General features: G+C 50.4%; 22 protein-coding genes. 7 read left to right on the top strand and 15 right to left on the bottom strand.

The genetic code is table 11. The annotated features are described in order from the left end of the window. Positions 1–29: 29 nt before the first annotated feature. The 8 genes from rlmB to PH235_RS09075 form a co-directional block, all read right to left on the bottom strand. The gene (gene rlmB / locus PH235_RS09110) at positions 30–746 is read right to left on the bottom strand and encodes a 23S rRNA (guanosine(2251)-2'-O)-methyltransferase RlmB (protein ID WP_272162081.1); all 717 of its coding nucleotides are present in this window, start codon (positions 744–746) and stop codon (positions 30–32) included. Positions 747–861: 115 nt separating this feature from the next. Next, complete coding sequence (locus tag PH235_RS09105; RefSeq protein ID WP_272162046.1) at positions 862–1,287, bottom strand: Mini-ribonuclease 3; 426 nt, start codon at positions 1,285–1,287, stop codon at positions 862–864. Then, the gene (gene cysS, locus PH235_RS09100) at positions 1,272–2,684 is read right to left on the bottom strand and encodes a cysteine--tRNA ligase (protein WP_272162045.1); all 1,413 of its coding nucleotides are present in this window, start codon (positions 2,682–2,684) and stop codon (positions 1,272–1,274) included. Before cysS ends, PH235_RS09105 begins: the two co-directional genes overlap by 16 nt. 87 nt (positions 2,685–2,771) lie before the next feature. Next, positions 2,772–3,290, bottom strand: coding sequence for a serine O-acetyltransferase EpsC (epsC, locus tag PH235_RS09095; RefSeq protein WP_086628782.1), 519 nt, complete (start codon positions 3,288–3,290; stop codon positions 2,772–2,774). A gap of 77 nt (positions 3,291–3,367) precedes the next feature. Next, a complete protein-coding gene (gltX, locus tag PH235_RS09090; RefSeq protein ID WP_272162044.1) occupies positions 3,368–4,837 on the bottom strand; it encodes a glutamate--tRNA ligase in 1,470 nt (489 codons plus the stop codon). A 48-nt stretch (positions 4,838–4,885) separates the two neighbouring features. After that, on the bottom strand, positions 4,886–5,980 hold the full coding sequence (locus PH235_RS09085; protein ID WP_272162043.1) for a PIN/TRAM domain-containing protein: 1,095 nt from the start codon (positions 5,978–5,980) through the stop codon (positions 4,886–4,888). Between the two features lie 26 nt (positions 5,981–6,006). After that, positions 6,007–7,389, bottom strand: a complete 1,383-nt coding sequence (gene radA / locus PH235_RS09080) for a DNA repair protein RadA (RefSeq protein ID WP_272162042.1) — start codon at positions 7,387–7,389, stop codon at positions 6,007–6,009. A 103-nt stretch (positions 7,390–7,492) separates the two neighbouring features. Beyond that, positions 7,493–8,038 (bottom strand): dUTP diphosphatase, encoded by a 546-nt coding sequence (locus tag PH235_RS09075; protein ID WP_272162041.1) that lies wholly within the window; start codon positions 8,036–8,038, stop codon positions 7,493–7,495. Between the two features lie 346 nt (positions 8,039–8,384). Here PH235_RS09075 and PH235_RS09070 point away from each other — a divergent pair, with 346 nt between their 5' ends. Beyond that, positions 8,385–9,494: an ABC transporter ATP-binding protein gene (locus PH235_RS09070; protein WP_272162040.1), complete on the top strand. Its 1,110-nt coding sequence runs from the start codon at positions 8,385–8,387 to the stop codon at positions 9,492–9,494. Positions 9,495–9,899: 405 nt separating this feature from the next. Here PH235_RS09070 and PH235_RS09065 read toward each other — a convergent pair whose 3' ends face one another. Then, positions 9,900–11,381, bottom strand: coding sequence for an alpha-amylase (locus PH235_RS09065; protein ID WP_272162039.1), 1,482 nt, complete (start codon positions 11,379–11,381; stop codon positions 9,900–9,902). Positions 11,382–11,675: 294 nt separating this feature from the next. Here PH235_RS09065 and PH235_RS09060 point away from each other — a divergent pair, with 294 nt between their 5' ends. Next, a complete protein-coding gene (locus PH235_RS09060) occupies positions 11,676–12,665 on the top strand; it encodes a VOC family protein (RefSeq protein ID WP_272162038.1) in 990 nt (329 codons plus the stop codon). Positions 12,666–12,721: 56 nt separating this feature from the next. Here the strand turns inward: PH235_RS09060 and PH235_RS09055 are convergent, their stop codons facing one another. From PH235_RS09055 to PH235_RS09030, 6 genes are all read right to left on the bottom strand, one after another. Beyond that, the gene (locus tag PH235_RS09055) at positions 12,722–14,929 is read right to left on the bottom strand and encodes an alpha-galactosidase (protein WP_272162037.1); all 2,208 of its coding nucleotides are present in this window, start codon (positions 14,927–14,929) and stop codon (positions 12,722–12,724) included. 25 nt (positions 14,930–14,954) lie between these two features. Next, entirely contained in the window at positions 14,955–16,394 is a 1,440-nt protein-coding gene (gtfA, locus tag PH235_RS09050) for a sucrose phosphorylase (protein WP_272162036.1), read from the bottom strand. A gap of 177 nt (positions 16,395–16,571) precedes the next feature. Next, positions 16,572–17,396 (bottom strand): carbohydrate ABC transporter permease, encoded by an 825-nt coding sequence (locus PH235_RS09045; protein ID WP_272162035.1) that lies wholly within the window; start codon positions 17,394–17,396, stop codon positions 16,572–16,574. A gap of 12 nt (positions 17,397–17,408) precedes the next feature. Continuing rightward, the gene (locus PH235_RS09040; RefSeq protein ID WP_272162080.1) at positions 17,409–18,275 is read right to left on the bottom strand and encodes a carbohydrate ABC transporter permease; all 867 of its coding nucleotides are present in this window, start codon (positions 18,273–18,275) and stop codon (positions 17,409–17,411) included. A 140-nt stretch (positions 18,276–18,415) separates the two neighbouring features. Continuing rightward, on the bottom strand, positions 18,416–19,690 hold the full coding sequence (locus PH235_RS09035; protein WP_272162034.1) for an ABC transporter substrate-binding protein: 1,275 nt from the start codon (positions 19,688–19,690) through the stop codon (positions 18,416–18,418). 325 nt (positions 19,691–20,015) lie between these two features. Next, positions 20,016–20,858: an AraC family transcriptional regulator gene (locus PH235_RS09030; RefSeq protein ID WP_272162079.1), complete on the bottom strand. Its 843-nt coding sequence runs from the start codon at positions 20,856–20,858 to the stop codon at positions 20,016–20,018. A gap of 223 nt (positions 20,859–21,081) precedes the next feature. Here PH235_RS09030 and PH235_RS09025 point away from each other — a divergent pair, with 223 nt between their 5' ends. The 5 genes from PH235_RS09025 (at position 21,082) to PH235_RS09005 (ending at position 25,065) form a co-directional block, all read left to right on the top strand. Beyond that, on the top strand, positions 21,082–21,846 hold the full coding sequence (locus PH235_RS09025; RefSeq protein WP_272162033.1) for a DUF6612 family protein: 765 nt from the start codon (positions 21,082–21,084) through the stop codon (positions 21,844–21,846). Positions 21,847–22,001: 155 nt separating this feature from the next. Further along, positions 22,002–22,373, top strand: a complete 372-nt coding sequence (locus PH235_RS09020; protein ID WP_272162032.1) for a GntR family transcriptional regulator — start codon at positions 22,002–22,004, stop codon at positions 22,371–22,373. Beyond that, positions 22,366–23,055, top strand: coding sequence for an ABC transporter ATP-binding protein (locus tag PH235_RS09015; RefSeq protein WP_272162031.1), 690 nt, complete (start codon positions 22,366–22,368; stop codon positions 23,053–23,055). Before PH235_RS09020 ends, PH235_RS09015 begins: the two co-directional genes overlap by 8 nt. Further along, entirely contained in the window at positions 23,052–23,879 is an 828-nt protein-coding gene (locus PH235_RS09010; RefSeq protein WP_272162030.1) for a hypothetical protein, read from the top strand. Before PH235_RS09015 ends, PH235_RS09010 begins: the two co-directional genes overlap by 4 nt. Before the next feature lie 13 nt (positions 23,880–23,892). Next, positions 23,893–25,065 carry a hypothetical protein gene (locus PH235_RS09005; protein WP_272162029.1) on the top strand — a complete coding sequence of 391 codons (1,173 nt, stop codon included), beginning with the start codon at positions 23,893–23,895 and terminating at the stop codon, positions 25,063–25,065. Positions 25,066–25,131: the final 66 nt, after the last annotated feature.

Here is a 25,131-nt window from a genome sequence, read left to right as displayed (position 1 = left end):
CGCTTCTTCTGGTACGCAGACGTTGCAGATCAAACGTGGCGTTTGCGGAAAACTTCGTACATCATCAGTCCGGCTGCGACGCCGGCGTTCAGGCTCTGGACATGGCCGACCATCGGGATGGTCAATAGGCCGTCAGCGGATTCCTTCAACAGACGCGAGATGCCTTTGCCTTCGTTGCCGATGATCATGGCCAACGGCAAGGTTGTGTCCCACTGGCGGTAATCCTGCCCGGACATATCGGTGGCGTAGATCCAGACACCGCGTTCCTTCAGTTCTTCGACGGTACGGTGCAGATTCGTGACGCGCACGACCGGCACATGTTCGATGGCGCCTGTAGATGCTTTGGCGACGGTCGCCGTCAAGCCGACTGCGCGGCGCTTCGGAATGATGACTCCGTGGGCACCGCAGGCATCCGCGGTACGCAGCACGGAACCAAGGTTATGCGGATCCTCGACACCATCTAGGATGATGAAGAAAGGATCTTCGTTCTTAGCGGCAGCCGCTTCGAACAGATCATCGAGTACGGCATACTGGAAAGCGGCCGTAGCGGCGATGACGCCTTGATGGACGGCATTGTCGGACAACGTGTCCAGCTTGGACTTCGGCACCGCTTGGATCTGGATCTTGCGGTCCTTCGCCAGCTTGATGATGTCGCCCAATTTTTCTCCGCCCAATCCGTCTTGGATGAACAGTTTGTTGACGTCGCGATCGGAGCGCAGCAATTCCAGTATCGGGTGGCGTCCCATCACGAAGTCTTCGTTTTCGGGTGTTTCTTTTTCTTCGTCATCGCGTCGTTTTGGTTTTGGTTCCGGTCTGCCTTTTTTCGGGGCATTGCGGGTGTCTTTGAACGCGCGGTTCGGTTTATTTTTCATAATTATTTTCCTCGACTTCTTGGATACACCAACGGATCAACTCTTCAAGCCGTGCCACTTGCCCGGAAAGATGCAGATAGCCCATCAACGACTCGAAACCGGTCGCGATGCGGTAGGTCGTTACGTCCGCATTTTTGGCGATCGTATGGCTCTTGCTGTTGCGGCCGCGACGGTACATATCCACTTCTTCTTCGCTCAGGAAGCCCTCTTTGGCAAGCAACGCGTGCATCAGCTTCGCTTGGGCTTTAGCCGAAACGAAAAAAGTCGCCCGACGGTGGAGCTGGTTTGGTTTGGTGTGTCCTTTTTCTAATAAATGCGTTCTGATATAGGTCTCATAAGCGGCATCGCCGACATACGCCAAGGCAAGACCGTTCAATAAGCTCCAATTTTGTTCTGTCACTATGCTCTTCTCCATCTGGTGCCCTGCGAAGTGTCATCCAGGATGATGCCCTGATCTTTCAGGTAATCACGGATTTCATCACTGCGGGCGAAATTTTTGTCTGTTCGTGCTTGTGTCCGTTCATCAATCAGCGTTTGGATATCATCATCCAACAAAGCCTCTTCCTCCAGCACGACGCCGAAGACGCCGACCATCGCTTTGTATAAAGCAAGTGCTTTGGTGATGACCGCTTCAGAAACAGCTTCACCTTCTGCGTAGATGTTCAATTCTTTGGCGAACTGGTAAACGATCGTCATGGCGTTATCCGCCTGGAAATCGTCGTCCATTTCGGTAACGAACTGTTCCTGCAGATTCTGGAACAAAGCCAATTTTTCGGCATCGTCCGGCAGTGCCGCAACGGCATCCTGCAGGCGGTAATGGGCGTTCTGATAGGCGATTTTGACCTTATCCAGGTTTATTTTGGCTTCTTCGATGGCTTTTTCGCTGTATTTTACAGGACGGCGGTAGTGCGCTGTTCCGAGGAAGAAACGCAGTACCTGCGGATCGACTTCCTTCAGGATATCATGCACCGTCACGAAGTTCCCGAGCGACTTGCTCATCTTCTCAGCATCTTCGCCGATCGTGACGAAGCCGTTGTGCATCCAGTAGTTCGCGAAGGTTTTGCCGGTTTTGGCCTCACTCTGCGCGATTTCGTTTTCGTGATGCGGGAAAGTCAGGTCATGGCCGCCGCCATGGATATCGATGGTGTCGCCCAAGTATTTGGTCGCCATCACGGAGCATTCGATATGCCAGCCCGGGCGTCCCGGACCCCAAGGCGATTCCCAAGAGACTTCATCCGGCTTCGCTTCTTTCCAAAGCGCGAAATCGAGCTGATCCTCTTTCTTGATGTTCTCTTCAGCATCCAAGCGTTCGCTGGCGCCGACAATCAAGTCCTTGATCGACTGATCGCTCAATTTGCCGTAATCCTTGAACTTGCCGGTGCGGTAATAGACGTCCCCGTCGGCCGCATAGGCGTAACCTTTTTCGATCAGTTCGCCGATGAAGGCGATAATTTCCGGGATGTTTTCCATCACGCGCGGATTCAGCGTCGCTTTTTCGACGTGCAGCGCGGCGGTATCTTCATAGAAGGCTGCGATGAACTTTTCAGCGACTTCCTTCGCGGAAATGCCCAGCTCTTTTGCGGCGCGGATGATTTTGTCGTCCACGTCGGTGAAGTTCGAAACGAAATTCACGTCATAGCCGCGGTATTCCAGATAGCGGCGGACGGTATCGAAAGCCACAGTGCTGCGCGCGTTGCCGATGTGGATGTAGTTGTAGACGGTCGGACCGCAGACGTACATGCCCACCTTATTCTTTTGGATCGGTTGGAACTCTTCTTTTTCGCGCGTCAGGGTATTGTAGATTTTTAACATTGCGCACTCCTTTCCAGCTTCGAAAAAAGGGCTGATGCCCTTTTTTGTTTGCTACTCATTCTGTTGATTTCTGGATTTTTTGTTTTCTTACAGCTTGTGGTAACGAACGATCTTTGCGGGTATACCGACCGCTGTGACATCAGGCGGAATTTCGCTGACGACGACTGCGGATGCCCCGATTTTGGCATTGTCGCCGATTTTGATCGGCCCCAGCACCTGCACATGGGCGGACAAGAGGACATTGTTCCCGATCGTGGGATGGCGCTTGCCGGTGTCTTTCCCGGTGCCGCCCAGCGTCACGCCATGGTAAATCATGACATCATCGCCGACTTCGGCTGTTTCCCCGATGACGATCCCCATGCCGTGGTCGATGAACAAGCGATGTCCGATCGTCGCTCCGGGATGGATTTCGATCCCGGTTAAGAAACGCCCGAGATGCGAAATCACCCGGCTGAAGGTATACCATTTTCGCTTATAAAAAAAATGAGCGATATCATATATAAGGATGGCATGTAACCCCGGGTACGTCAGAACGACTTCCAACGTACTCCTCGCGGCCGGATCATGATCTTTTATGGTTTGAATTGTTTCGCGTAATCTATTCAAGTCATTTCATGCTCCTTTTTGGATTATCCATCTATTATATAGAATAAGCTCATTTTTGCTATACTTTTTTGTCGGTCCTACATCTTTTCCAAAACGCTGTTCAGGTGGGCCAAGCTCTTTTCTCTGCCCAGCACTTCGATGGTCTTGCCGATTTCAGGCCCGTGCATTTGGCCGCTGACGGCGACACGGATGGCCATGAACAGGTTCTTGCCTTTGATTTTGGTTTCCTTTTGGACCGCCTTGATGGCGCCCAGGATTTCTGCTTCTTCGAACGGCTCGATGGCAAGCAATTGCTCTTTGAACGCGGCAAGCACGGTCGGCGCTGTTTCGGCAGCCAATATTTCCTGCGCTTCTGCGTCCAGGCTGAGTTCATCAGCGAAGAACATTTCCGACAGGGAAACGATCTCAGCGGCATAGCTCATTTGCTCGTGATAAAGACCGATCAGTTTTTTCGCGTATTCGTTGTCGGCTTCGCTTGGGTTTTCCGGCAATTTGCCGGCAGCCACCAAGTGAGGCGCGGCCAAAGTTACGATTGTGTCCAGGTCGGCGCTCTTCATGTACTGGTTGTTGATCCATTCCAGTTTCTTCTGGTCGAAGGCAGCAGGTGATTTGCTCAGGCGTTCCGGATCGAACATCTTGATCAGATCGTCTTTCGAGAAGATTTCGTCTTCTCCGACAGGTGACCAGCCCAGCAGCGTGATGAAGTTGAACATCGCTTCCGGCAGGTAGCCCAAGTCTTTGTATTGTTCGATGAACTGCAGGATCGTTTCATCGCGTTTACTCAATTTTTTGCCTGTTTCGCTGTTGATGATCAACGTCATGTGTCCGAAAGTAGGTATTTTCCAATCGAAGGCTTCATAGATCATCATTTGTTTCGGTGTATTGGCGATGTGGTCATCCCCGCGCAGGACGTGGGTGATGGCCATCATGTGATCGTCCACGGCAACTGCAAAATTATAGGTCGGGAAGCCGTCGCGTTTGCGGATGATGTAGTCCCCGCCGACGCTGCTGGCTTCGAATGTGATCGGTCCTTTGACGATGTCATCGAATGTATAAGTGTTTTCGATCGGCACACGGAAACGGATGACCGGTGTGATGCCTTGTGCTTCTTTTTCAGCTTGTTGGGAAGGCGTCAAGTTTGCACATTTGCCGCTGTAATGAGGCATTTCGCCGCGTGCTCTTTGCTGTTCGCGCTCCGTTTCCAACTCTTCCTCGTTGCAGTAGCACTTGTAGGCGCGGTTGGACAGAAGCAGTTGATCGACCAACGGATCGTAGATATGCTGTCTTTCGGATTGACGGTACGGTCCGAATTTGCCTGGTTTGTCCGGACCTTCATCCCAGTCCATCCCTAACCATGCCAAGTTTTTCAGTTGGCTTTCTTCGCCGTGTTCAAGGTTGCGTTTTAGGTCCGTATCTTCCGTGCGGATGATGAACTCGCCGTCGTTATGGCGGGCAAACAGATAGTTGAACAATGCGGTACGGGCGTTTCCGATATGCAGGTTACCGGTTGGGCTTGGTGCATAACGTACGCGGATTTTCTTTGTCATATGAAGTATCCCCTTTTCTGTGGAGCTGGTTATGTCGTGCTGGATTTCCTATTTGATGCCTTTTTGTGAATGCGCAGGCTTCGCGAAGATCATGCGGCCGGCAGCTGTCTGCAAGGCGCTCGTGACGACGACTTCGATCGTCTCGTTCATGTAATGCTGTCCCTCTTCGACGACGATCATCGTGCCGTCATCCAGATAGGCCACACCTTGATTACGTTCCGTTCCGACTTTGATGACGGTGACGACCATGTATTCACCGGGTATGACGACCGGCTTCACGGCATTTGCCAAGGCATTGATGTTCAATACCGGCACATTCTGGAACTCGCAGACTTTGTTCAGGTTATAGTCGTTCGTGATGACGATGCCGTCGATCAGTTTCGCCAAACGGATCAGCTTGCTGTCGACTTCGGGAATCTCTTCGAATTCACCATCGTAGCTTTCCACGACGATATCTTCTTCTTTTTGGAGTTTGTTCAGGATATCCAATCCCCGTCTGCCCCTTACGCGCTTCAGGCTGTCGGAGGAGTCAGCGATATACTGCAGTTCGCGCAAGACGAAGTTCGGGATGACGATGACGCCTTCCAGGAAGCCGGTTTTGGCGATGTCGTAGATGCGCCCGTCGATGATGACACTCGTATCCAAAATCTTGTATTTGCGGAAGGTATCATCCGCTTTGCGGTCAAGCATCTGCGTTTCTTCCTGCTTTTTCGGTTTCGCTGCGAACAGTTTACGGAATTCTTCAATCCGAGTAGTCCCCACGCGGAAGCCCAGATAGGCCAGGATCAAGGACAGGATAGCCGGCAGCACATCGTTGATGACCGGAATCCTCAGTGATGTCAACGGGATGCCGATCAGCCAAGCCAACACCAGCCCGATGATCGTTCCGATCGAACCGAACAGCATGTAGCTCACCGATAAGGTGCTGAAATAATTCTCTATCTTTTGGATGACGTCCAAAATCAATTTCATCAATAAAAATGACAATAAATAAAATATAAGTGCTCCAACCCCAAAATTAACAAAAACATTGTTGAAAAGATTGTTTCGTATGCCCGCTAATTCCCACAGGTAAGGCAGTGCTGTAATACCAGCGCTGCCGCCCACCATCAGGAAGACGGCCGTAATGATTTTCCGTTTCAAAGGCTTCCCTCTCTTTCCTTCTGTCATCAATTTTTATTCGGAAATACTTTGCGCAGCGTTTCTTGAAGCGTTGCGACGGGAACGATTTGGATGCCTTTCGGGTGCTTCCAGCCGGCCATATTGTTCTTCGGCAGATACACCTTCGTGAAGCCCAATTTTTCAGCTTCGTTGACGCGTTGCTCGATCCGGCTCACCCGGCGGATTTCCCCGGTCAGGCCGATTTCGCCGATAAAGCACTCTGTCGCGGAAGTCTCGGTGTCCCAATAGCTTGAAGCGATGCTGACCGCCACGGCCAAGTCGATGGCTGGCTCATCCAGCTTCACGCCGCCTGTCGATTTGAAGTAGGCATCCTGGTTCTGCAGCAGCAAGCCCGCCCGTTTTTCCAGTACGGCCATGATCAGCGAAACCCGGTTGTAGTCCAAGCCGCTTGCAGTCCGGCGGGCATTCCCGAAGACCGTCGGCGTGATCAGGCATTGGATCTCGGCCAAAATCGGGCGCGTGCCCTCGAGCGACGCAACGACTGCCGATCCGGAAGCGCCGGCGAGCCGCTCTTCCAGGAACAGCTCGGAAGGATTCCGCACCTCGCGCAGACCGCCTTCGATCATCTCGAAAACGCCGATTTCGTCGGTCGATCCGAAACGGTTTTTGACAGCGCGCAGGATCCTGAAGGCATGATGCCGGTCGCCTTCAAAATACAGCACTGTATCCACCATATGCTCCAGCATCCGCGGCCCTGCGATGGCGCCTTCCTTCGTCACGTGTCCGACGATGAAAATCGCGATGTCGTTGTTCTTTGCGATCCGCATGAATTCGGCGGTGCATTCACGCACTTGCGTTACGCTGCCGGCCGTGCTCGTGATGTCCGGATGGATCATCGTCTGGATCGAGTCCACGATGACGAATTCCGGCTTAATCCGCTCAATCGTGCTGCGGATCGCGTCGACATCCGTTTCCGGGTAGATGTAGAAGTCGGTACCCTTGACCCCCAGCCGTTCCGCCCGCAATTTGATCTGACTCGCACTTTCCTCTCCGGAGATATAAAGAACGCGGTGACCACCCTGGTTGATCTGCGCCGAAACCTGCAGCAGCAAAGTGGACTTGCCGATGCCGGGGTCGCCCCCGATCAAAATCAGCGAACCGGGCACGATTCCTCCGCCCAACACATGGTTGACTTCTTCCATCTGCGTTTTGACGCGCGGCAGATTTTCGGTTTTGATGTCCTGGATGGCGATCGCTTCAGGTACGTTCCCGCTGAAATTGGAACGCTGCTGCTGCTTCACTGCTTTCGTCGCTTCCCGTTCTTCCTCCATTTGGTTCCAAGTGTTGCAGTTCGGGCAACGTCCCAGCCATTTCGGCGACTCGTACCCGCAAGCCTGACAAACGTATTTCACTGCATTTTTTTTTGCCAAATGAATCTCTCCTTCAAGTATGAACCAACTTATCTTATTTTATCACAAAAAGCCTATTCTACGTATAACAATACGCAAATACCCGTGGATTTGGTTTTTCTTTTTAGGCTTGTCCTGACGAGCCGAAACCGCCTGTGCGTTCCGTTCCTTCTGCTTCATCCTGGTCAGCTTTCAGGAACTGTAGGAAGATGCCCTGGCCGATGCGATCACCCTTGCTGATCACTTTGTCGCGCAAGCCGAAATTCAGGAATTGGAAGTAGATGTGTCCTTCATTGCCTTCGTTATTGTAATAATCCGCATCGACAATGCCCACGCCGTTCGGCAGCACGATGAAATTTTTCAGCGGATTGCTGGAACGGTTCGTCAATTGCAAATATTCGTCATCCTGCATGTAGGCTTTGATCCCGGTAGGCACCAAAAGCGGACGCAAAAGCTGCTCTTTCTTTTCGAGCGCCTCATCCTTGTCGCTGTTGAAGATTTCCGTAAGATGCGATCCCGCACTTTGCACGACCGTCTTCCAGATCGCCGGCAAGACGATTTCTTCGGCTGCCTCAAAATCGTATCCCGCTGCGTGTTTCGTTGCACGCTTGGGTAATTGGATGTTTTTATCGGCATAACTGCTGATGACTTCAAACCCTCTTTTGTTCATGGATCAAAACCCCTTTTTCTCTCTAGTATCTCTGTATCGCTCTTTCACGTATCAAAGAACCATTTTACCAAAACAACGGCTGTTTTTCACGGTTTAGTTGTGTGCTTGCCCTTTCTTAATGCTTTCGGGCGAGCGCTGTGTAAACTATAGCAATGAATTGAGACTTTTTCATGACCTATTCCTGAGGTTTTTCTAAAAGCTCCCCACGCCAAGAAAGCGCCTTCGGCATTGTGCACAAAAAATCGGCTTTCTTTTTGGGCAGTTTCCCGTGGTCATGGAATCCGCTTTCAAATAAGATAAGGACATAAAAGAAAGCCAAAAAAAATCAAAAGGCAGGTACAAATACATGGTAGAGATCCAATTGAACAGCATCCACAAAAAATATGACAATTCCCCTAATTACTCAGTGACAGATTTCAACTTACAAATCAAAGATCGCGAATTCATCGTCTTTGTCGGTCCTTCCGGTTGCGGAAAGTCAACGACGCTGCGTATGATTGCTGGCCTAGAAGATATTTCGGAAGGCGAATTGGTCATCGGCGATACTGTCATGAACGATGTGGCACCGAAAGACCGCGATATCGCGATGGTGTTCCAGAACTATGCACTCTACCCGCATATGACCGTATTCGACAATATGGCTTTCGGTCTGAAACTGAGAAAGTACAGCAAAGATGAAATCAAAAAACGTGTTGATAATGCAGCGGACATCCTGGGCTTGACGGAATACTTGGACCGCAAACCGGCAGCTCTGTCCGGTGGTCAAAGACAGCGTGTCGCCTTGGGTCGCGCAATCGTGCGTGACGCAAAAGTCTTCCTGATGGATGAGCCGTTATCAAACTTGGACGCAAAATTGCGTGTGGCCATGCGTGCTGAAATCGCAAAATTGCACCGTCGCCTGAACACGACAACCATCTACGTAACCCATGACCAAACCGAAGCGATGACCATGGCGGATCGTATCGTCATCATGAAGGATGGCTTTGTGCAACAGATCGGCAGCCCGAAAGAAGTCTACGATACACCAGTGAACGTCTTCGTAGCCGGATTCATCGGCTCGCCTGCCATGAACTTCTTCAACGTAACGTTGCAGGATGGCGTCATCACGAACGGTGAAGGTCTTAAATTGACCTTGCCGGCCGGAAAACGCAGAGTCTTGGAAGATAAAGGCTACAACGGCAAAGAATTGACTTTCGGCATCCGTCCGGAAGATATCCAAAGTGAGCAGATCGTTCTTGATACCAACCCGACTTGGGCTGTCAAAGCGGAAGTGGTCGTATCCGAATTATTGGGTGCTGAAACCATGCTTTACAGTAAAGTCGGCGGAACAGAATTCATTTCCCGTGTGGACGCACGCGATTTCCATTCGCCAGGCGAGGTCATTGATTTGGCCTTCAACATGAACAAGTCCCACTTCTTCGACAAGCAATCCCAAGATGTGATCACCATTCCTTAACCAGAGGATGGCGGCATCACCTTAATTACGCTTTCCAGTTCTAACCTACCCTCCCCCCCATAGAAAAAGGCTGTCGCTCACATTGAGGACAGCCTTTTTCTTATGCATGTATTTGCGTGTTTTGGCTGGAGGAGGGCGCTGGAATGAATGCGGGCGCAGCTCCGGTGAAGGACCTTCCGACCGGAGCACACCGGCAATAGTCGCATTCAACTACGACGAAACAGCCTTCATCGGAGGACACCAGCAGAATGTGGGCCGAACTCCAGCGAAGCCTCCCTTCACGGGACAAGAGCGCTCTCGACCACATAATGAAGAATGAAGGAGGTGCCTCCATGAGACACCTCCTTCATTATTGGGTTATTGTTTTAGCTTCAATCTATTCGCCCGCAGTTGTTCGGAAAAAAGTTACCCTTCCACCGCATTCGCATCGAAGGCTTGCTCCGGAGAGATGCCGTCCTTCACCCAGACCGAAATCGAACCGGCTTTGACAGGGAAACGCCCATTGCCGTCCTCAGCGATTTCGACCCTGTCTTCACGGTTGCCTGTATAGTCCGCGAAGGTCTGTCCGGCATATTGTTCGCCTACATACATATCCTTGAATCCTTCTTCACTGTTGGAAATGACTGCCGCCAAACCGTACGGATGCTCCTCATTCCCGAGACGGGTCCAGCCGACGCAGTTGCTGTGGTCGAAGTAGTCGCGTTGTTCGCCGTAAGCATGGTTCGCGCGCAGATAGAGCAGTTTATCCAGGAACGTTTGTTGGCCGTCGATCGGATTCGCACCTTTGATGCCGTAGTAATCGCCGTAGAATAGGCACGGAAATCCTTGTTCGCGCAAGAGCGTCACGCCGTATGCCAACGGTTTGAACCAAGGCTCGACAAAGGACTGCAGGGCTTGACCCGGTTGCGAATCGTGGTTGTCGACAAACGTGACCGCATGGGTCGGATTTTTGGCGACCAGCGTTTCCTTGAACAATTCACGCAGATCGTAATCCTTGCCTTGCTGGGATGCGACGTGGAAATTCTGGTGCAAAGGGACATCGAACAGATCCAAAGAGAAGTCGGTCGCTTCCAAGTATTCCTTGATTGTCCCATAACGGTACTTCCAATATTCGCCGACCACATAAAAATCATCGCCATGCTGTGCGCGGATCGTCTCAACGAACTCTTGCACGAAATGGTCATTGATGTGTTTGATGGCATCCAGGCGGAAGCCGTCGACGCCGGTTTCCTTGATGTACCAGTCCGCCCATTTTTTGACTTCTTCGACGACTGCGGGGTGGCCGTAGTCGATATCGGCATACATCAAATAATCATAATTGCCGTATTCGCTGTCTACACTCTCGTTTTCCGTCCAGCCTTTTTCAAAGCCCTTGATCATGTAGATGGCTTCTTTGCCGTTTTCGTTATTAAAGTCCGTTCCGGTGAAATGTTCCCATGACCATTTGAAGTCGGAATATTTGTCACCGCGGCCCGGGAACGTGAATTTCGTCCAGCCTTCGATTTCGTATGATTTTGTCTGCTTTTCCTGACGGTTGTCGGGATCCACTTCATAAGCAAGGAAGCGTTCCGTTTCATCAGCGCCGGCTTTGTGGTTCAGGACGACGTCAGCATAGACGGCGAGTCCTTCCGCATGCAAGGCTTCGATTGCAGCCAAGTACTCTTCCTTGGTTCCGTATTTTGTGCGGACGGCCCCTTTTTGGTCGAATTCACCTAAATCATAGAGATCGTAGACGCCGTAGCCTGTATCGTTCGTCCCTGTCGCTTTGTAGGCCGGAGGAGTCCAGACAGCCGTAATGCCCAGTTCCTTCAGATGTTTTGCATCCTCCTTCAGGCGATTCCATAATTGACCATCATCATCCAAATACCATTCAAAATATTGCATCATCAATCCATTTCCAGCCATTCGCTCACTGCCTTTCGTTCATTCTAGATTTGTTGTAGTCTACAAAATGCTTTTCGCTCTTCTCATTATACACGCTTCTCCTACATTTGCCTTTTGTGACGCCTCCCGCCTCCCGAGCGCCGCTTTCTTCTTGGTGGGGCAAAATGCTTGCATCTTGAATCGGGCCCCGGTATACTGACATTAAGTTAGCTGATTGCTGATTTCTTTTTTTGTCTACATATATCTCGAATTAGGAATATACGAAACAGAATACACAATGAAATGAGGAACCGACCCATGAACACACTAAGAGGAATCCACCACGTCACCGCCATCACAAGCAGCGCCGAAAAGAACTATGACTTCTTCACGAATATCTTAGGCATGCGCTTGGTCAAAAAAACCGTCAACCAGGACGACATCCAGACTTATCACCTTTTCTTCGCCGATGACCGCGGTAGCGCCGGAACGGACATGACTTTCTTCGACTTCCCGGGCATCCCGAAAGCCGTCAGAGGGACCAACGAAATCTTCAAGACCGGTCTGCGCGTCCCTTCAGATGAGGCGCTGGATTACTGGATCAAACGCTTCGACAAATACAACGTCACGCATTCCGGTATCTATGAGCAGTTCGGCCGCCGGGTGCTCGACTTCCAGGATTTTGACGAGCAGCTCTACCAGTTGGTTTCCGATGAGTCGGATGCCGGCGTGGCTCCCGGAATCCCGTGGCAAAAAGGCCCGGTTCCGAATGAATTCGGCATCCGCGGGTTGGGACCGATTTTCGTCCGCATCGCTGATTTCAATTTCTACAAGCAAGTAGTGGAGTCCGTATTGGGCTTCCGCCATGCCGCTTCCGATGGCGACGTCCATCTCTTCGAAGTGGGCGACGGCGGAAACGGCGGCCGCATGATTGTGGAGCACAACGCTTCAATGGGTCAATCCAAACAAGGTTTCGGCAGCGTCCACCACATGGCTTTCCGCGTGAAGGACCGCAAAGATTTGGAAGAATGGATCGAACATATGAGCGCTTACCGTTTCCCGATCTCCGGCTATGTCGACCGCTTCTACTTCGAATCGCTCTACGCCAATATCGCGCAGGGCATCCTCTTCGAATTTGCGACGGAAGGCCCCGGATTCATCGATGATGAAGAGCCTTACGAGACACTGGGCGAACGATTGGCCTTGCCGCCTAAATTCCGTGATTCCCGCGAAGAGATAGAAGGATTGGTCCGCCAATTCGACACCGTGCGCAGCACGAAGACTTTCGAAAAAGAATATTTGGACTGACAAAAAAACAGAAGCTATCTCATTTTCGAGACAGCCTTCTGCTTTTTTTTTGCTTTTTATACAGATTGTGTTTCCTTCAGCACCAAACAGACGCTTTGGTAATCCCCTTGCAGGGCATTCTTCAGATAAAGCCCTCGGTTCATCAGCTCATCCCCGCCGATTGCCCCTTCATACCCGCTGACGGTGTAGAATTTAGTAGTGTCCAAGCCTTTGAACAGCACTTTTTTCTTCTTCAGGTTGGCCCGGTCGAGAACCCGGTAGTAGAAATAGAGCGCCTCGCCCTGCTCGGGACTCACGAAGATCCAAGCGGCCTCGTTCTGCGTTTCGAAAGGACTGAGGATGCGGTGGAAGACACCGTATTGGACAAGTCCGCGGTGTTCCTTGTAGAAGCTGATCTGCTCCTTCATTTCCTGTTTCTCTGCTTCGGAAAGCGTCGTGACGTCCAGTTCGTAGCCCAGATTGCCGGCCATCGCCACATCCCCGCGCATCTTCATCGAAGTCATGCGGTGCACCTGGTGATTCGGGATGGCGGATACGTGCGAACCCATGCTCGAGATCGGCATGACGAGGCTGGTACCGTACTGGATTTCCAGACGGGCCACCGCATCGGTGTTATCGCTTGTCCAAGTCTGCGGCATATAGTAGAGGATACCCGGGTCGTAACGCCCGCCGCCGCCTGAGCAGCTTTCGAAGAGGATGTGCGGATATTTCGTCACCAGTGCTTCCATCACCTCATAAAGGCCCAACATGTATTTGTGCAGCACTTCCCCCGGCAAAGCGCCTGGAGCAGCAGTCCCGATTTCGGTCATGTTGCGGTTGTAGTCCCATTTGATGTAGTCGATCGGCACTTCATCCAGGATCAGCATCATCTGCGCCAGGATATTGTCGCGGACTTCCTTGCGGCTGAAATCGACCACGTATTGGCTGCGGCCCAGTGATTTTTCCCTGCCGGGCGTGTGGATGCACCAATCCGGATGGGCGCGGTAAAGCTCGCTGTCCTCGGAGATCATTTCCGGTTCGAACCACAGACCGAAGAGCATGCCCTTCGACTTGATGTTCTCTGCGAGTTGCTTCAATCCAGCCGGCAATTTCGCGGTGTGAACATGCCAATCCCCCAGCGAGGAATAGTCGTCATCCCGCTTGCCGAACCAACCGTCGTCCAGCACGAACAGCTCGACTCCCAAAGCGGCCGCTTCATCGGCCATCGCCTCGATCTTCTCGGCTGTGAAATCGAAGTAGGTGCCTTCCCAGTTGTTGATGAGGACCGGCCGTTCCGAAAATTGATGCTCGCCCCGCACGAGATGCTTCTGGTAGAACGGATGCAGCGTTTGCGACAAGCCGTTCAGGCCGTTTTCGCTGTAAGCCAGCACGACTTCCGGCGTTTGGAACGTCTCTCCGACAGGCAAACGCCATTGGAAATGGACCGGATTGATGCCCATCTGGACGCGCGTTTGCGAATAGGTGTCGACTTCGACATTGGCCCTGAATTCGCCGCTGTAGACGAAATGGAATCCGTAAACCGCTCCCTGGTCTTCCGTCGCCGTTTTCTCGGCTAAAGCCACGAACGGCTGGTAAGCATGGCTCGTGGTCCCGCGCTTGCTGTCGAGCGTATGGATGCCGCGGACAAGCGGCGTGCGCACGATTTGGCGTTCCCTTCCCCAGGCACCCGGTAATTGGATCATATCGAAAGCGTCATCCGGGAAATCGATGGACATGCTCAAAGCTTTGTTCAGATGGATATCCGCAGCCCCGTTGTTGCGGAAACTGGCCGAGCGCGTCAGCACCGGATAGTCCTTGAACAAGGTGTAGCTCAATACGACCTCCACCTTCGTGACGGTATCCTCCAAGGTCAGCAACAACGTTTCCGCCGGTTCTTCCTTCGTTTCGTACGTCTGCGGCAAGCCATGCAGCGGCTGCTTGCCCGCCACTATTTCATGGCTCTTGTAAGTCAACAGGCTGACGGTCGTTTGATCGGGGTACAGGCATTCGAAGGCCGATTCGCGGAAATCGCCGCTGCCGTTGCCCGGGAATTCCTGCGGCAAGGTCGCCAACGAAAACACGCGGCCGGGCACCTCGGATGGATTTGGTGCAAAGGCATTGTCTTGGCGCGGATAGTCAGCCACTTGGGAAAAACTGTTGAGTTTCTTTCCCCAATACTGATGGGAAACGTATTTTTCTTCTTCCAGTGCAATCACATAGCTCACTGATTCGTTCTGCAGGTGGAAGTATTTCTTTTTTTCATCAAATGTTATCGTCACAGTCATCACTCCTTGGCTCTATTCATTTTGGCTAAAATATTTGTTTTTCCCCTGCTGCAGTCCGGTGAAGGATCGAGAATGTATTTGTAGGCAGGTCGACCGTCAGGCTGGCCGCCTCTTCGCCAAGGGCCCACGTTAAAGTGAAGGCGCCGTCGTTTATCTTGGTTATCTCTAAATTTCCGTCAAAAGCTTTGGCCGTGTTGCGGAAAGTCAGCAAATGGAAGAGGTCTTTTACGACCGGCCGCTCGATTTCCTGCCCGATTTCATCAAGGCTGTAGTAGTGCCTGTTGATGTTGCGGCCTTCCTTACTGTTCTCCAGCAGTTCCAGATCGTTTTCGCCGGCCAGCAAGCCTACGTAATAGATCTGCGGAATCCCCGGAGTGAAGCACTGGATCGCCCGCGCCAATAGATAGGCGGCATCGTTGTTGCCCAAAGCCGAATAGTACGTGCAGTTGATCTGGTAGATGTCCAAGTTGTTGTAGGCTTCCGAGCTGTAGATCCGTTTCAGGTTGGCGCCCTTTTCGTAAAGGGCTTCAACCGCGAAGTCCACTTCTTCCTGGGTAAGCAGATCCTTCACATCGACGACACCGATGCCGTCATGCGTGTCCAAGGTCGTGAACTGGTTGCGCGGGCAGATTTCCAACCAGTGCAGCAGCTTCTCAGCTTTGCCGCTGTAAAGTGCGTGCAGCACGAGCATCGGCAAGGCGAAATCATAGACCGGAAAGCCTTTATCCGCGATTTTTTGTTGGATCGTGTAGTGCTCATGGATTTCGGGAAGTACCGTCACGTCATAAGGTTTCAGGATTTCCACTGCGTATTCCAGCATCTCCCAGATTTCGGGTTCCACGAAGAAGCAGTTCGTATCCAATTCCTTGATGGCATAGGCGAACGCGTCCAAGCGGATGATCGAAGCCCCTTTGTCCGCCAGAAAACTCAAGGTATCCTTGATGAATTGGCGCGTCGCTTCGGTCTTCACGTTCAGATCAATCTGCTCTTCCGAGAACGTGCACCAGACTTTTTCCGTCGTGCCGTCCTTGAAATGGGCGTCCACGAAAGGCGCTTTAGGTTTGCGTTTATAGATCAGATCGATGTCCGCTTCAGTCGGACGGTTCTCCGGCCAATAGTCGTTGTAGCGGATGAAGAAGTCCTTGTAGGGAGACTCTTCTTTTTTCTCCAGAAAGTCCAGGTAATAGGGTGATTGTGCGGAAATGTGGTTCAGCATGAACTCGTACATCATGTAGTATTTTTCGCTGATGCGTTTGATGTCATCCCAGCCGCCGAATTGCTCATCCACTTTGGTGTAGTCCATCGGCGAAAAGCCGCGGTCGCCGGATGATGGGAAGAACGGCAGGATATGCACGCCCCCGACGACCCCTTTCAGATGGGTGTCCAGCACGTATTCCAGATCCTTCAGGTTATTGCCCAGACTGTCCGGATAAGTGATCAGCATCGCTTCGTTTTTGATTTTCATTTTCGGTTACCTCTTTTTCGAATATCATTAAATTGCGTCTTTTATTGGTGATGTCTAGCGGACCAAGCCTGCCTCTCGGAAATTAGACAAATCTGACCCATTGCGCTCTGCGATGCTCATTCAGGGCCAGATTTCCTAAATTTCTTTCGAGGCAGAGCGGGCTTGGTCCTCTTTTCCTTACTTTCCGCCGGTTGTGGCGATGCCTTCGATGAATTGTTTTTGGAATATGATGTAAAGGATGATCATCGGGATGATCGCGATGACCGAACCGGCCATCAGCTGCGGATAATTGGTCGTGAATTGCCCTTGCAGGCTGGCCAATCCAGCCGACAGCGTCATTTTATCCTGGGACATGTTGACGACCAACGGCCACATCAAGTCTTTGAAGGCAAAGAGCGACGTGAAGATCCCCAAGGCCACCAAGCCGGAACGCGCCAACGGCATATAGATGCGGTAGAATACTTGCCAGGTCGTCGCACCATCAATCGTTGCGGCTTCCATCAGTTCATCAGGCAATTTTATGAAAAATTGGCGCAGCAGGAAAGTTCCGAAAGCGGAGACGATGCCTGGGATGACCAAAGCGGAGATTGTGTTCAGCAGCCCCAGGTTCTGAACCAACAAATATTGCGGTGTCAGATAAATCTGCGAAGGGATCATCATCTGTGTCAGCACGATGGCGAAAAACAGATTCTTTCCTGGGAAGGACAGTTTCGCAACTGCAAAGGCTGCCATGGCGCTGAAGAGCGTCGAGGTCAATACCCTGAGGGCAATCATCAATCCTGTATTGATATAGAAACTGACGAATGGCAAGGAATCCCATACCGCCCGATAGTTCTCGACTTGAAACACTCCCGGGAAAATTTGCGGCGGTATTTGTGTGGATTCGCTGATTGTTTTCCCTGAAGTCAGGACCATCCATAAGAACGGCACGACCATCAGCAAGGAGCCGATGATCAGCACGATGTGGATCAGTGCTGTCGTTTTATTCATTTTTATCTTCATATTTATTCACTCCTAATCGTAGGTGACCCATTTTTTCTGCGCCAACAGCTGAATGCCGGTGATCGCCATGATGATAAGAACCAATGAGATGGCGACAGCCGAGCCGTAGCCTTTGTCATTGAGCACGAATGATTCATTGAAGAACATGTACACGAGCGATTGCGTACTCTTTAGCGCCAGGTTGGTGCGGTCGAACATCATGAAGATGACATCGAACACCTGCAGGGCACTGATGACACTCGTTACGGAAACGAAAAACAGTTGCGGCGAAAGCAACGGTAACGTGATCGCGAAGAATTGTTTCAAAGGTCCGGCGCCATCGACGACGGCCGCTTCATAATATTCTTTGGGTATTTCCTTCAGACCCGCTAAGAGCAGGATCATGTTGTAGCCGACATTCGTCCAGATTCCGACGATGATGATGGACCAGATCGCCACTTCCGGATCGGTGATCCATAAGATGTTCCCGGAATAACCGAGTTTATCCAGCACCGCATTCAGCAAGCCGTATTCCGAATTGAACAACCAGCGCCAAACCATGGCCACGGCTGCCGGAGCGGCGATCATCGGCAGGAAGAAGATGGTACGGTACAGTCCGACCGCTTTTATCTTCGTGTTCATCAATACCGCAAAGAACAGCGACAGGATCATCGTGATGGGCACTTGGATGGCGGCGTAGAAGAAGGTATTTTTCAATGATTGCCAGAATTCAGGATCTTGCAGCATCTGCAGGTAGTTGTCCATCCCGACAAAAGTCGAGGTGCCGAATGTACTCACATTCTGGAAACTCATGTAAAGTGACTGGAACAACGGAATGACGTTCAGGATCAAAAGCCCGATAAATGTTGGAGCGATAAAAAACCAGCCCCACAGTGCCATTTTTCTTTTGCGTTCCTTTGCGGTCACGGTGCGGAGCGTTTTTTCTTTAGGGATTGCTATATCCGATTTCATCACTTTCACCTCTATATATATTGAAAGCCACTTATGGGAGTGTTCCCCATAAGCGGCCTTCTATTTTATTATTTTTCGTTAGCCAAGACTTCTTCAACACCAGCGACGATGTCTGCAGCCACATCTTTAACAGTCGCTGTACCGTCAAATACAGGCATCAAAGCATTGTTTTCGACATCTTCCCAACGAGCTGTTTCTGCTGAGTAAGGCTTGATGTATGCATTTTCCATTTGGTCCACATAGACCTGCATATTGAATTGGCTGTACGCTTTTACGAATGTCTCTTCTGTTCCTTCATAAGCAGGGATAGCCGCGCCGTTCTCGCCTTGCAGACGCATCGCTTCCTCTGTTCCCAGGAATTCGACGAATTTCAAGGCTGCTTCTTCATTTTCAGTTGAAGCCGCAACGGAGTTCGCCAAGCCATTGAATATTGTTCCCGCTTGTTTTCCTTGCGGTAATGGCGCTACATCGGCATTGGCAGCCGTATAGTCATTGTTCGCCATCTCACCTGTCATCCAAGAGCCGAAGAAGCCCATCGCGCCGCGTCCTGATTGGAAGAAGGACAAGTTTGTGTTTTCAGCAAATTGGCTTTGGGTCGGTGATACGCCATGTTTCACGCTCAGATCCGCATACCATTGCACGGCTTCGATCGTTTCGTCCAAACGGAAACCGGATTCGGTCTTGTCATCGGACAATACGTAGCCGCCGTTCTGGAAGATGAAGTTGTGGTAGCCTTCTTGTCTGTTCAAAGGAGCCAAGATGCCGTATACGCCGTTGTCTGGATCGTTCAACGTTTGAGCGGCTGCCAACATCGTGTCCCAAGTCCAAGTTTCATCCGGATAGGCAACACCCGCTGCGTCGAACAGCGTTTTGTTGTACCAGAGCGCGATCGTGTCGTAATCTTTCGGGATACCGTAGAGCGCATCGTCAGCAGAATACAGGTCGACCAATTCTTCCGGGAAATGATCCAACGAAGTCAATTCGCTGTTTGCGTAGGTTTCCGACAAATCCATCAGGACGCCGCCAGTCGTGTATTTCGCGATCTCATTGGAATGCATCCAGAAGACATCCGGCATGCTGCCGCCTTGTGCGCCGGCTTCCAATTTGGTCCAATATTGATCCCAAGGTGTCACTTCAACATTTACGTCTATGCCCGGATTTTCCGCTTCGAAAGCTTCCGCTATCGCTTCCATGCCCGGTTGTTGGATTTTATCCCAGATACCGTAAGTGATGGTCACATCACCAGAATCGCTTCCCTCTTCGGAACCGTTTCCGCACGCACCTAAAACAAGTCCTGATAACAATACTGTAGCCAATGATACTTTCTTCCAATTCTTTAACATCTCTTCTCCACCTTTTCGTTTATCTATAAAATTGTATATTTTAAAACAAAGAAACTATTGGACCCTAGAAAAATTGCGCCTGAACTGTTCAAAAACAATCGTTTTGTAAACGTTTACTTGTTTTGATGTCCTTATAATACCAAATATAAGATGCGTCCGATAGATATTCACCCATACAAAAACATGCTTTTTTGTTGATTTCTATATTATCGATATGTATGCTCTCAAAGCCTTGCCCTTAAAGCAAAAAAACCGGACCTGACCGGAACCGGCTTAGCAGCGGTGCCAAGTGGCCGATCTTTATCGTCCAGATTGCCTTGGTACGCTATTTCGTTTTGACTTTCTTTACATAAGCCCTCGGAGACATCTCCATCTTGCTTTTGAAGATGCGCGTGAAGCTCAAAGGATTTTTGTAGCCGACCTTCTCGGCGATCTCGGCAATGCTGAGATCCGTCGTTTCCAGATATTCACGGCTTTTGAAAATACGGAACTCGATCAAATATTCATGCGGTGTCCGGTTTGTCGTTTTATGGAAAACCGAAGTCAAGTAGGAATCGTTCAAAGATAGTTCCCGGCTGATGTCACCGATCTGAAAATCGACATCCCGATACCTGTCTTTAATGATTTCAAGCGCCCTTTTTGTATATTCGACACCTTTGTTGATTTTCTCGATCTGTTTGATTTCGGTGCCGTTCAGATCGTGCCCCAACAGGCTCAACAGAAGGTACAATTGCCCTTGCAACCGCAGCCGCGACAAGATATCGAATGGATTGGCCGCCATGATTTCCTGCATCATCTCTTTTACTTGGCCGAAATTTTTCACATTCCCCACCGGATGCGAAACCCGGAATCCGATGGCCTCCAGCAAGGCCTCCAACTGCTCGCCTTGCATGCCGATCCAGTAATATTCCCAAGGATCCTCTTCATCCGCTTGATAATAGGTTATCACGTTCGGATAGATGATGAAAAATTGGCCTTCTTTCAGGTTGAACCGGCTGTTGCCAATCTCGAAGTATCCCTTGCCCTTCATAATGATATGGATCAAAAAATATTCCCGGACAGTTGGTCCGAAACTATGGTTGGGGGCACACTCCTCTTTTCCTTTGGTTGTGTAATAAAGATCTCTATAATAGATTTCTTCTTTAAAAAAATCCTCATCCATTTTCATCACCTCGGTCTTATTCCTCTTAAAACTGTTGCTCTCATTATAGAATGGTCTCCTTGCTATAGCAAACCCACGTCTTTATCCGTAGCTTTCCTCCCGCATAAAATTCCGCCCTTTCGCAATCACACATTCTCTTGTACAATGAGAAAAGATTGCCCGCATCGGGCAGATCCCAAATAAACTGACTAATCCCATAACCTTTACTATAGATTTGGAGGCACCACCCTTGAAAAAAATCATCCTTTCCGCGCTGTTGTTCCTTCCGCTCTTCCTGCTTTCCGCCTGCGGAACCGCTCTGCCGGGGGAAGAAGTCATGCAGAACCTGGTCAACCGTTCCGCTGACCTCGAAAGCTATCACCAGTTCGTTGCGTTGACGACAACGACCACCAAAGAGGACCTGAATGGCGTTACAGCAGTGAACGAGCAGTACACAACCGCCGATGCGACGCTGTTCCCGGAAGAAAAGACCGGTTACGGAAAGCGAATCGACAAAAACAGCGATTATCCCGCCACCAAATCCGAGTTCTATGTGACCCCTGAAGTGGGCTACAACCGGACCGACGATGGCGATTGGACGGCTTATGCCACCCCCGATGTCCCGTTGGCCAGTCTGCAGGTCTATCCGCTGGAGACGTTTATCGAACTGAGCCAAATCATTGAAGAATACGGCACCCTTGAACTGGAAGGGGATGAGTATTTACTGAGCTTTTCCGGCAGCGACGATGCGATGAACAAAGAGATCAACTACCTGTTCCAGACCTTGCCGTCCGAGCAGACCGATTACGAAATCGCTATCCGCCTGGATGCGGAAACCTTCTATCTGACCGCATTCTCCTACCATTCCACGGTCACGCGCGCTGATCAGAAAACCATTGTCACGACGGAACTGACCGGCGAGTTCGACCTGTACGATCAAGCGAAAAAATTGAAGACTGTGCCTGATTTTGATGCCGTAGATACGACTGCCGAGACGGCGGATTCCTCATTTTGATAAAAAAATTCCATCAGTAAGTCAACCAACGCCTGTCTTCATGGTGATGGTTGACTTGCGAGTGTATTATCCATATAATACACCTATACATATATTTTTTACCCCAAGCGTATTAATCACTTAATACACTTGATCGGAAAAGGCAGGTGGGAAAAGTGATTTTTGACAAAAGAAGTCCGGTCTATGAACAGATTATCGAAATGCACAAACAGAAAATCGTCAGCGGTGATTTCCAGCCGGGTCAGGAAATACCCTCGCGCCGGGAACTGGCTGCACAATTGAAGGTGAATCCGAATACCGTACAGCGTGCCTATAAGGAAATGGAGGGGCTTGGTTTGATTTATACAGATGGAAATTCTCTCAGCAAAATAACGGACAGTCAATCGAAGATCCAGACATTAAGGCAAGAGACACTGGAAGATGCCCTGCAGGCATTCATCGAAACGGTACGAACAATCGGACTGGAAGATGAGGCAGTCCTGAACTTGATCAAAACGCGCTTGAAGGAGGTAGACCCCAATGATTGAAATCAAGAACTTGGAAAAAAAATATGGAAAACGAGCAATTTTGGAAGATGTCAGCTTTACCATCAAAAAAAACGAAGTGACTTGCCTGACGGGAATGAATGGTACCGGAAAAACCACCCTCATGAATTGCATCATGGGTCTCGTTCCGCGCAATAACGGCTCGGTAACGATCGACGGGGAGGACATCCAGCAGCAACTGTATGAAACAATTTCCTATATCCCTGACTCGCTGACGATGCCCCGTTGGATGACGATTACGGAATCGATGCAGTTCATGGCTACTTACTACCCGAATTGGAATACCACTAAAGCGGATGAGTTGCTTTCGTTCTTCCGTTTGGAACCGAATCTGCAGCTGAAAAATCTATCCAAAGGGAACAGCGCAAAAGTGAATTTCTTGCTGGGGCTTTCCCTGGACGCGGATTACTATTTGATGGATGAACCTTTTTCCGGCATCGATGTCTTTGCCCGGGAGGATATCCTTGAGGTCTTCACCAGCAAATTCGTGACGGACAAGGGCGTTCTCATCGCCACCCACCACCTGGATGAGGTCGAAATGTTGCTGGATCGGATCGTCATGCTGCGCAACGGCCGCGTCGCCAAAGATTTTTATGCAGAAGACATCCGGAAAACCGAAGGAAAAGCGATCATCGATGTGATGCGGGAGGTGTATCAGCCATGAAAAAATTTATGGAACTATGGACATTTGAATGGAATCGCGCGAAACGGTTCTATGGCTTCCTGTTGGCTTTTGTGACGGCTTTACAGGCTTATGCGGTCTTCCACGAATACCATTTCTGGAAAGATGGGTATGAAAACTATCGACAACAAGGCTACGCGGCAATGTCCGAACAATATCTGCAGGATTTTGGGAACCTAACGATTGCGGCTGTGACAAGCAATTCATTCTTTGTTTTTTCGATCATGACGGCCGTCTTCGGTCTGCTCTTCTATGCCGTTTTCATCTGGTATCAGGATTGGACTGGGAAAAATCGTTTCTCTTTCCGTTTGCTCAGCCTGCCGGGCAGCCGTTTTGCTGTGTATGCAGCGAAATTCGCGACCATTTGGCTGCTGATTACGGGACTGCAAGTTTGGCAAATCGGGCTTTTGTATCTTGAGCGGTTGGTCTTTTCCGGACTCATTCCGGCGGACATCTACTTGGAGATTCCTTTGCAGATGGCAGCGACTAACGCTTCTCCACTATCATTGGCTTTGCCAAGCCTCTTTTCCAATTACCTTCTGTATTACAGTGCCGGGTATGCAGCGCTCACTTTAGGATACACGTTCATCCTGATGCACTTGAGCGGACGTTGGAAAGGTGTTTTCTTGGCGGGTATTCTCGCAGTCGGCCTCTTTGCCGCGATGGTTCTCTTCTTGCGTACCGGCATCACGACGCGCCTGTATGCGGAAGAAAAATATTGGGTGATGATTGCCGTGAGCCTGGTTTTCTTCCTGTCCGGGACATGGGCGAATTATCGGTTGCTTGAAAAACGCATCAGCGTATAGAAGGAGGACAAAAATGAGAAAACAAACGATTTTATTGCTGAGCCTCCTCCTGCTTGTCGTTCTCGGGGGGTTCTATGCCCAGCCGCTTTCGGCAAAGAAAGATTCTTTGCGCATCGATATCGAGACAACTTCCGGTGACGATGCAGCATTGGAAGGCTTGACCTATTACGGGACGGCCAGCAATCAGTGGGAAACAATTGCGCTCAGCTTCGACAACTCCGGCTTGCGCCATTCCGAAACGCAACGACAGGATGCGTTCTTTCAGGATTACGCAGACAGCGCCGTACTGGCATGGCGTGCCGACTACCGTTCCTTTATGCGCGGCAAGAGTTCCTTCTCAGGAAATTATGCAGAGACGGAAAACGATTTGTATTATGCAGTAGAAGAAACTGATGGATTTTCATTGGAAATCTTGGATAAAGTGAGCGGAACCGTGTCGGAAATGCTGCTTGCCTATCCGGAAAAAACGCAAAAGACTTATTATTCCGTGAGCCGCACTTTCTTTCTGGACGGCAAAGTGATCATCGAATACAGTCGTTACGGGAACTACTCCGATTATCTCGGCAGCGATATCGTGATCTATGACCCGACCAGCGGCTCATTGGAAGAGCACTTTGTCTTCGAGATGCCTGACGGTTTCTCCGGCTACCAGAGCATTTCGGCAGAAATTTTGACACAGGATGATCAAAAAGCTCTCTTCGTCGCGGTCCGGACCGAAGAGACCGATTTGGAAGCAACCGAATATGTGCCGTCGGTTATCTCAACAGCCTTCAAGCGCTACGACTGGGATATGAAGCAATGGACCGATCTTACCAACGCCCAGGATTTTCCGAATGATTCCTTGTCCTATGCGATCGAGGACGGCATCTTCTATCAGTTGAATCAAGCAGACGGTGATTGGACGCTCCAAGCTCTTGACCTTATGCAGGATGAGGTGTTGGGCAGCATCCCGCTTCAGGGTACCGCTGAATGGAAACGCAGCCTCGATACCGATTGGCAGATTTTTGTTTCTGGCAACCAGGCGATACTGACACAGTCTTATCTGGAACCTGACCGGAATGCGCAGGTGGCGGCATTCGCTGTCGCGACCGGTGAAATGCTTTACAGCGGAGAAATAACCAGTTCATTCGCCGACGCAAAAGAAATCGACATGCTCTACTTCGATAGGATTGTCTACGAACCATAAACCAACAAAAAAGAACAAGATTCCTAATGGAGTCTTGCTCTTTTTTCTTTCTCTATTAACTGATGT

Origin of the sequence: Trichococcus sp. K1Tr (assembly GCF_028309625.1) — a bacterium.
Taxonomy (GTDB): Bacteria; Bacillota; Bacilli; order Lactobacillales; family Aerococcaceae; genus Trichococcus.
The sequence above is the reverse complement of the archived record's forward strand: the minus strand, read 5'-3'. Positions and strand labels throughout refer to the sequence as shown.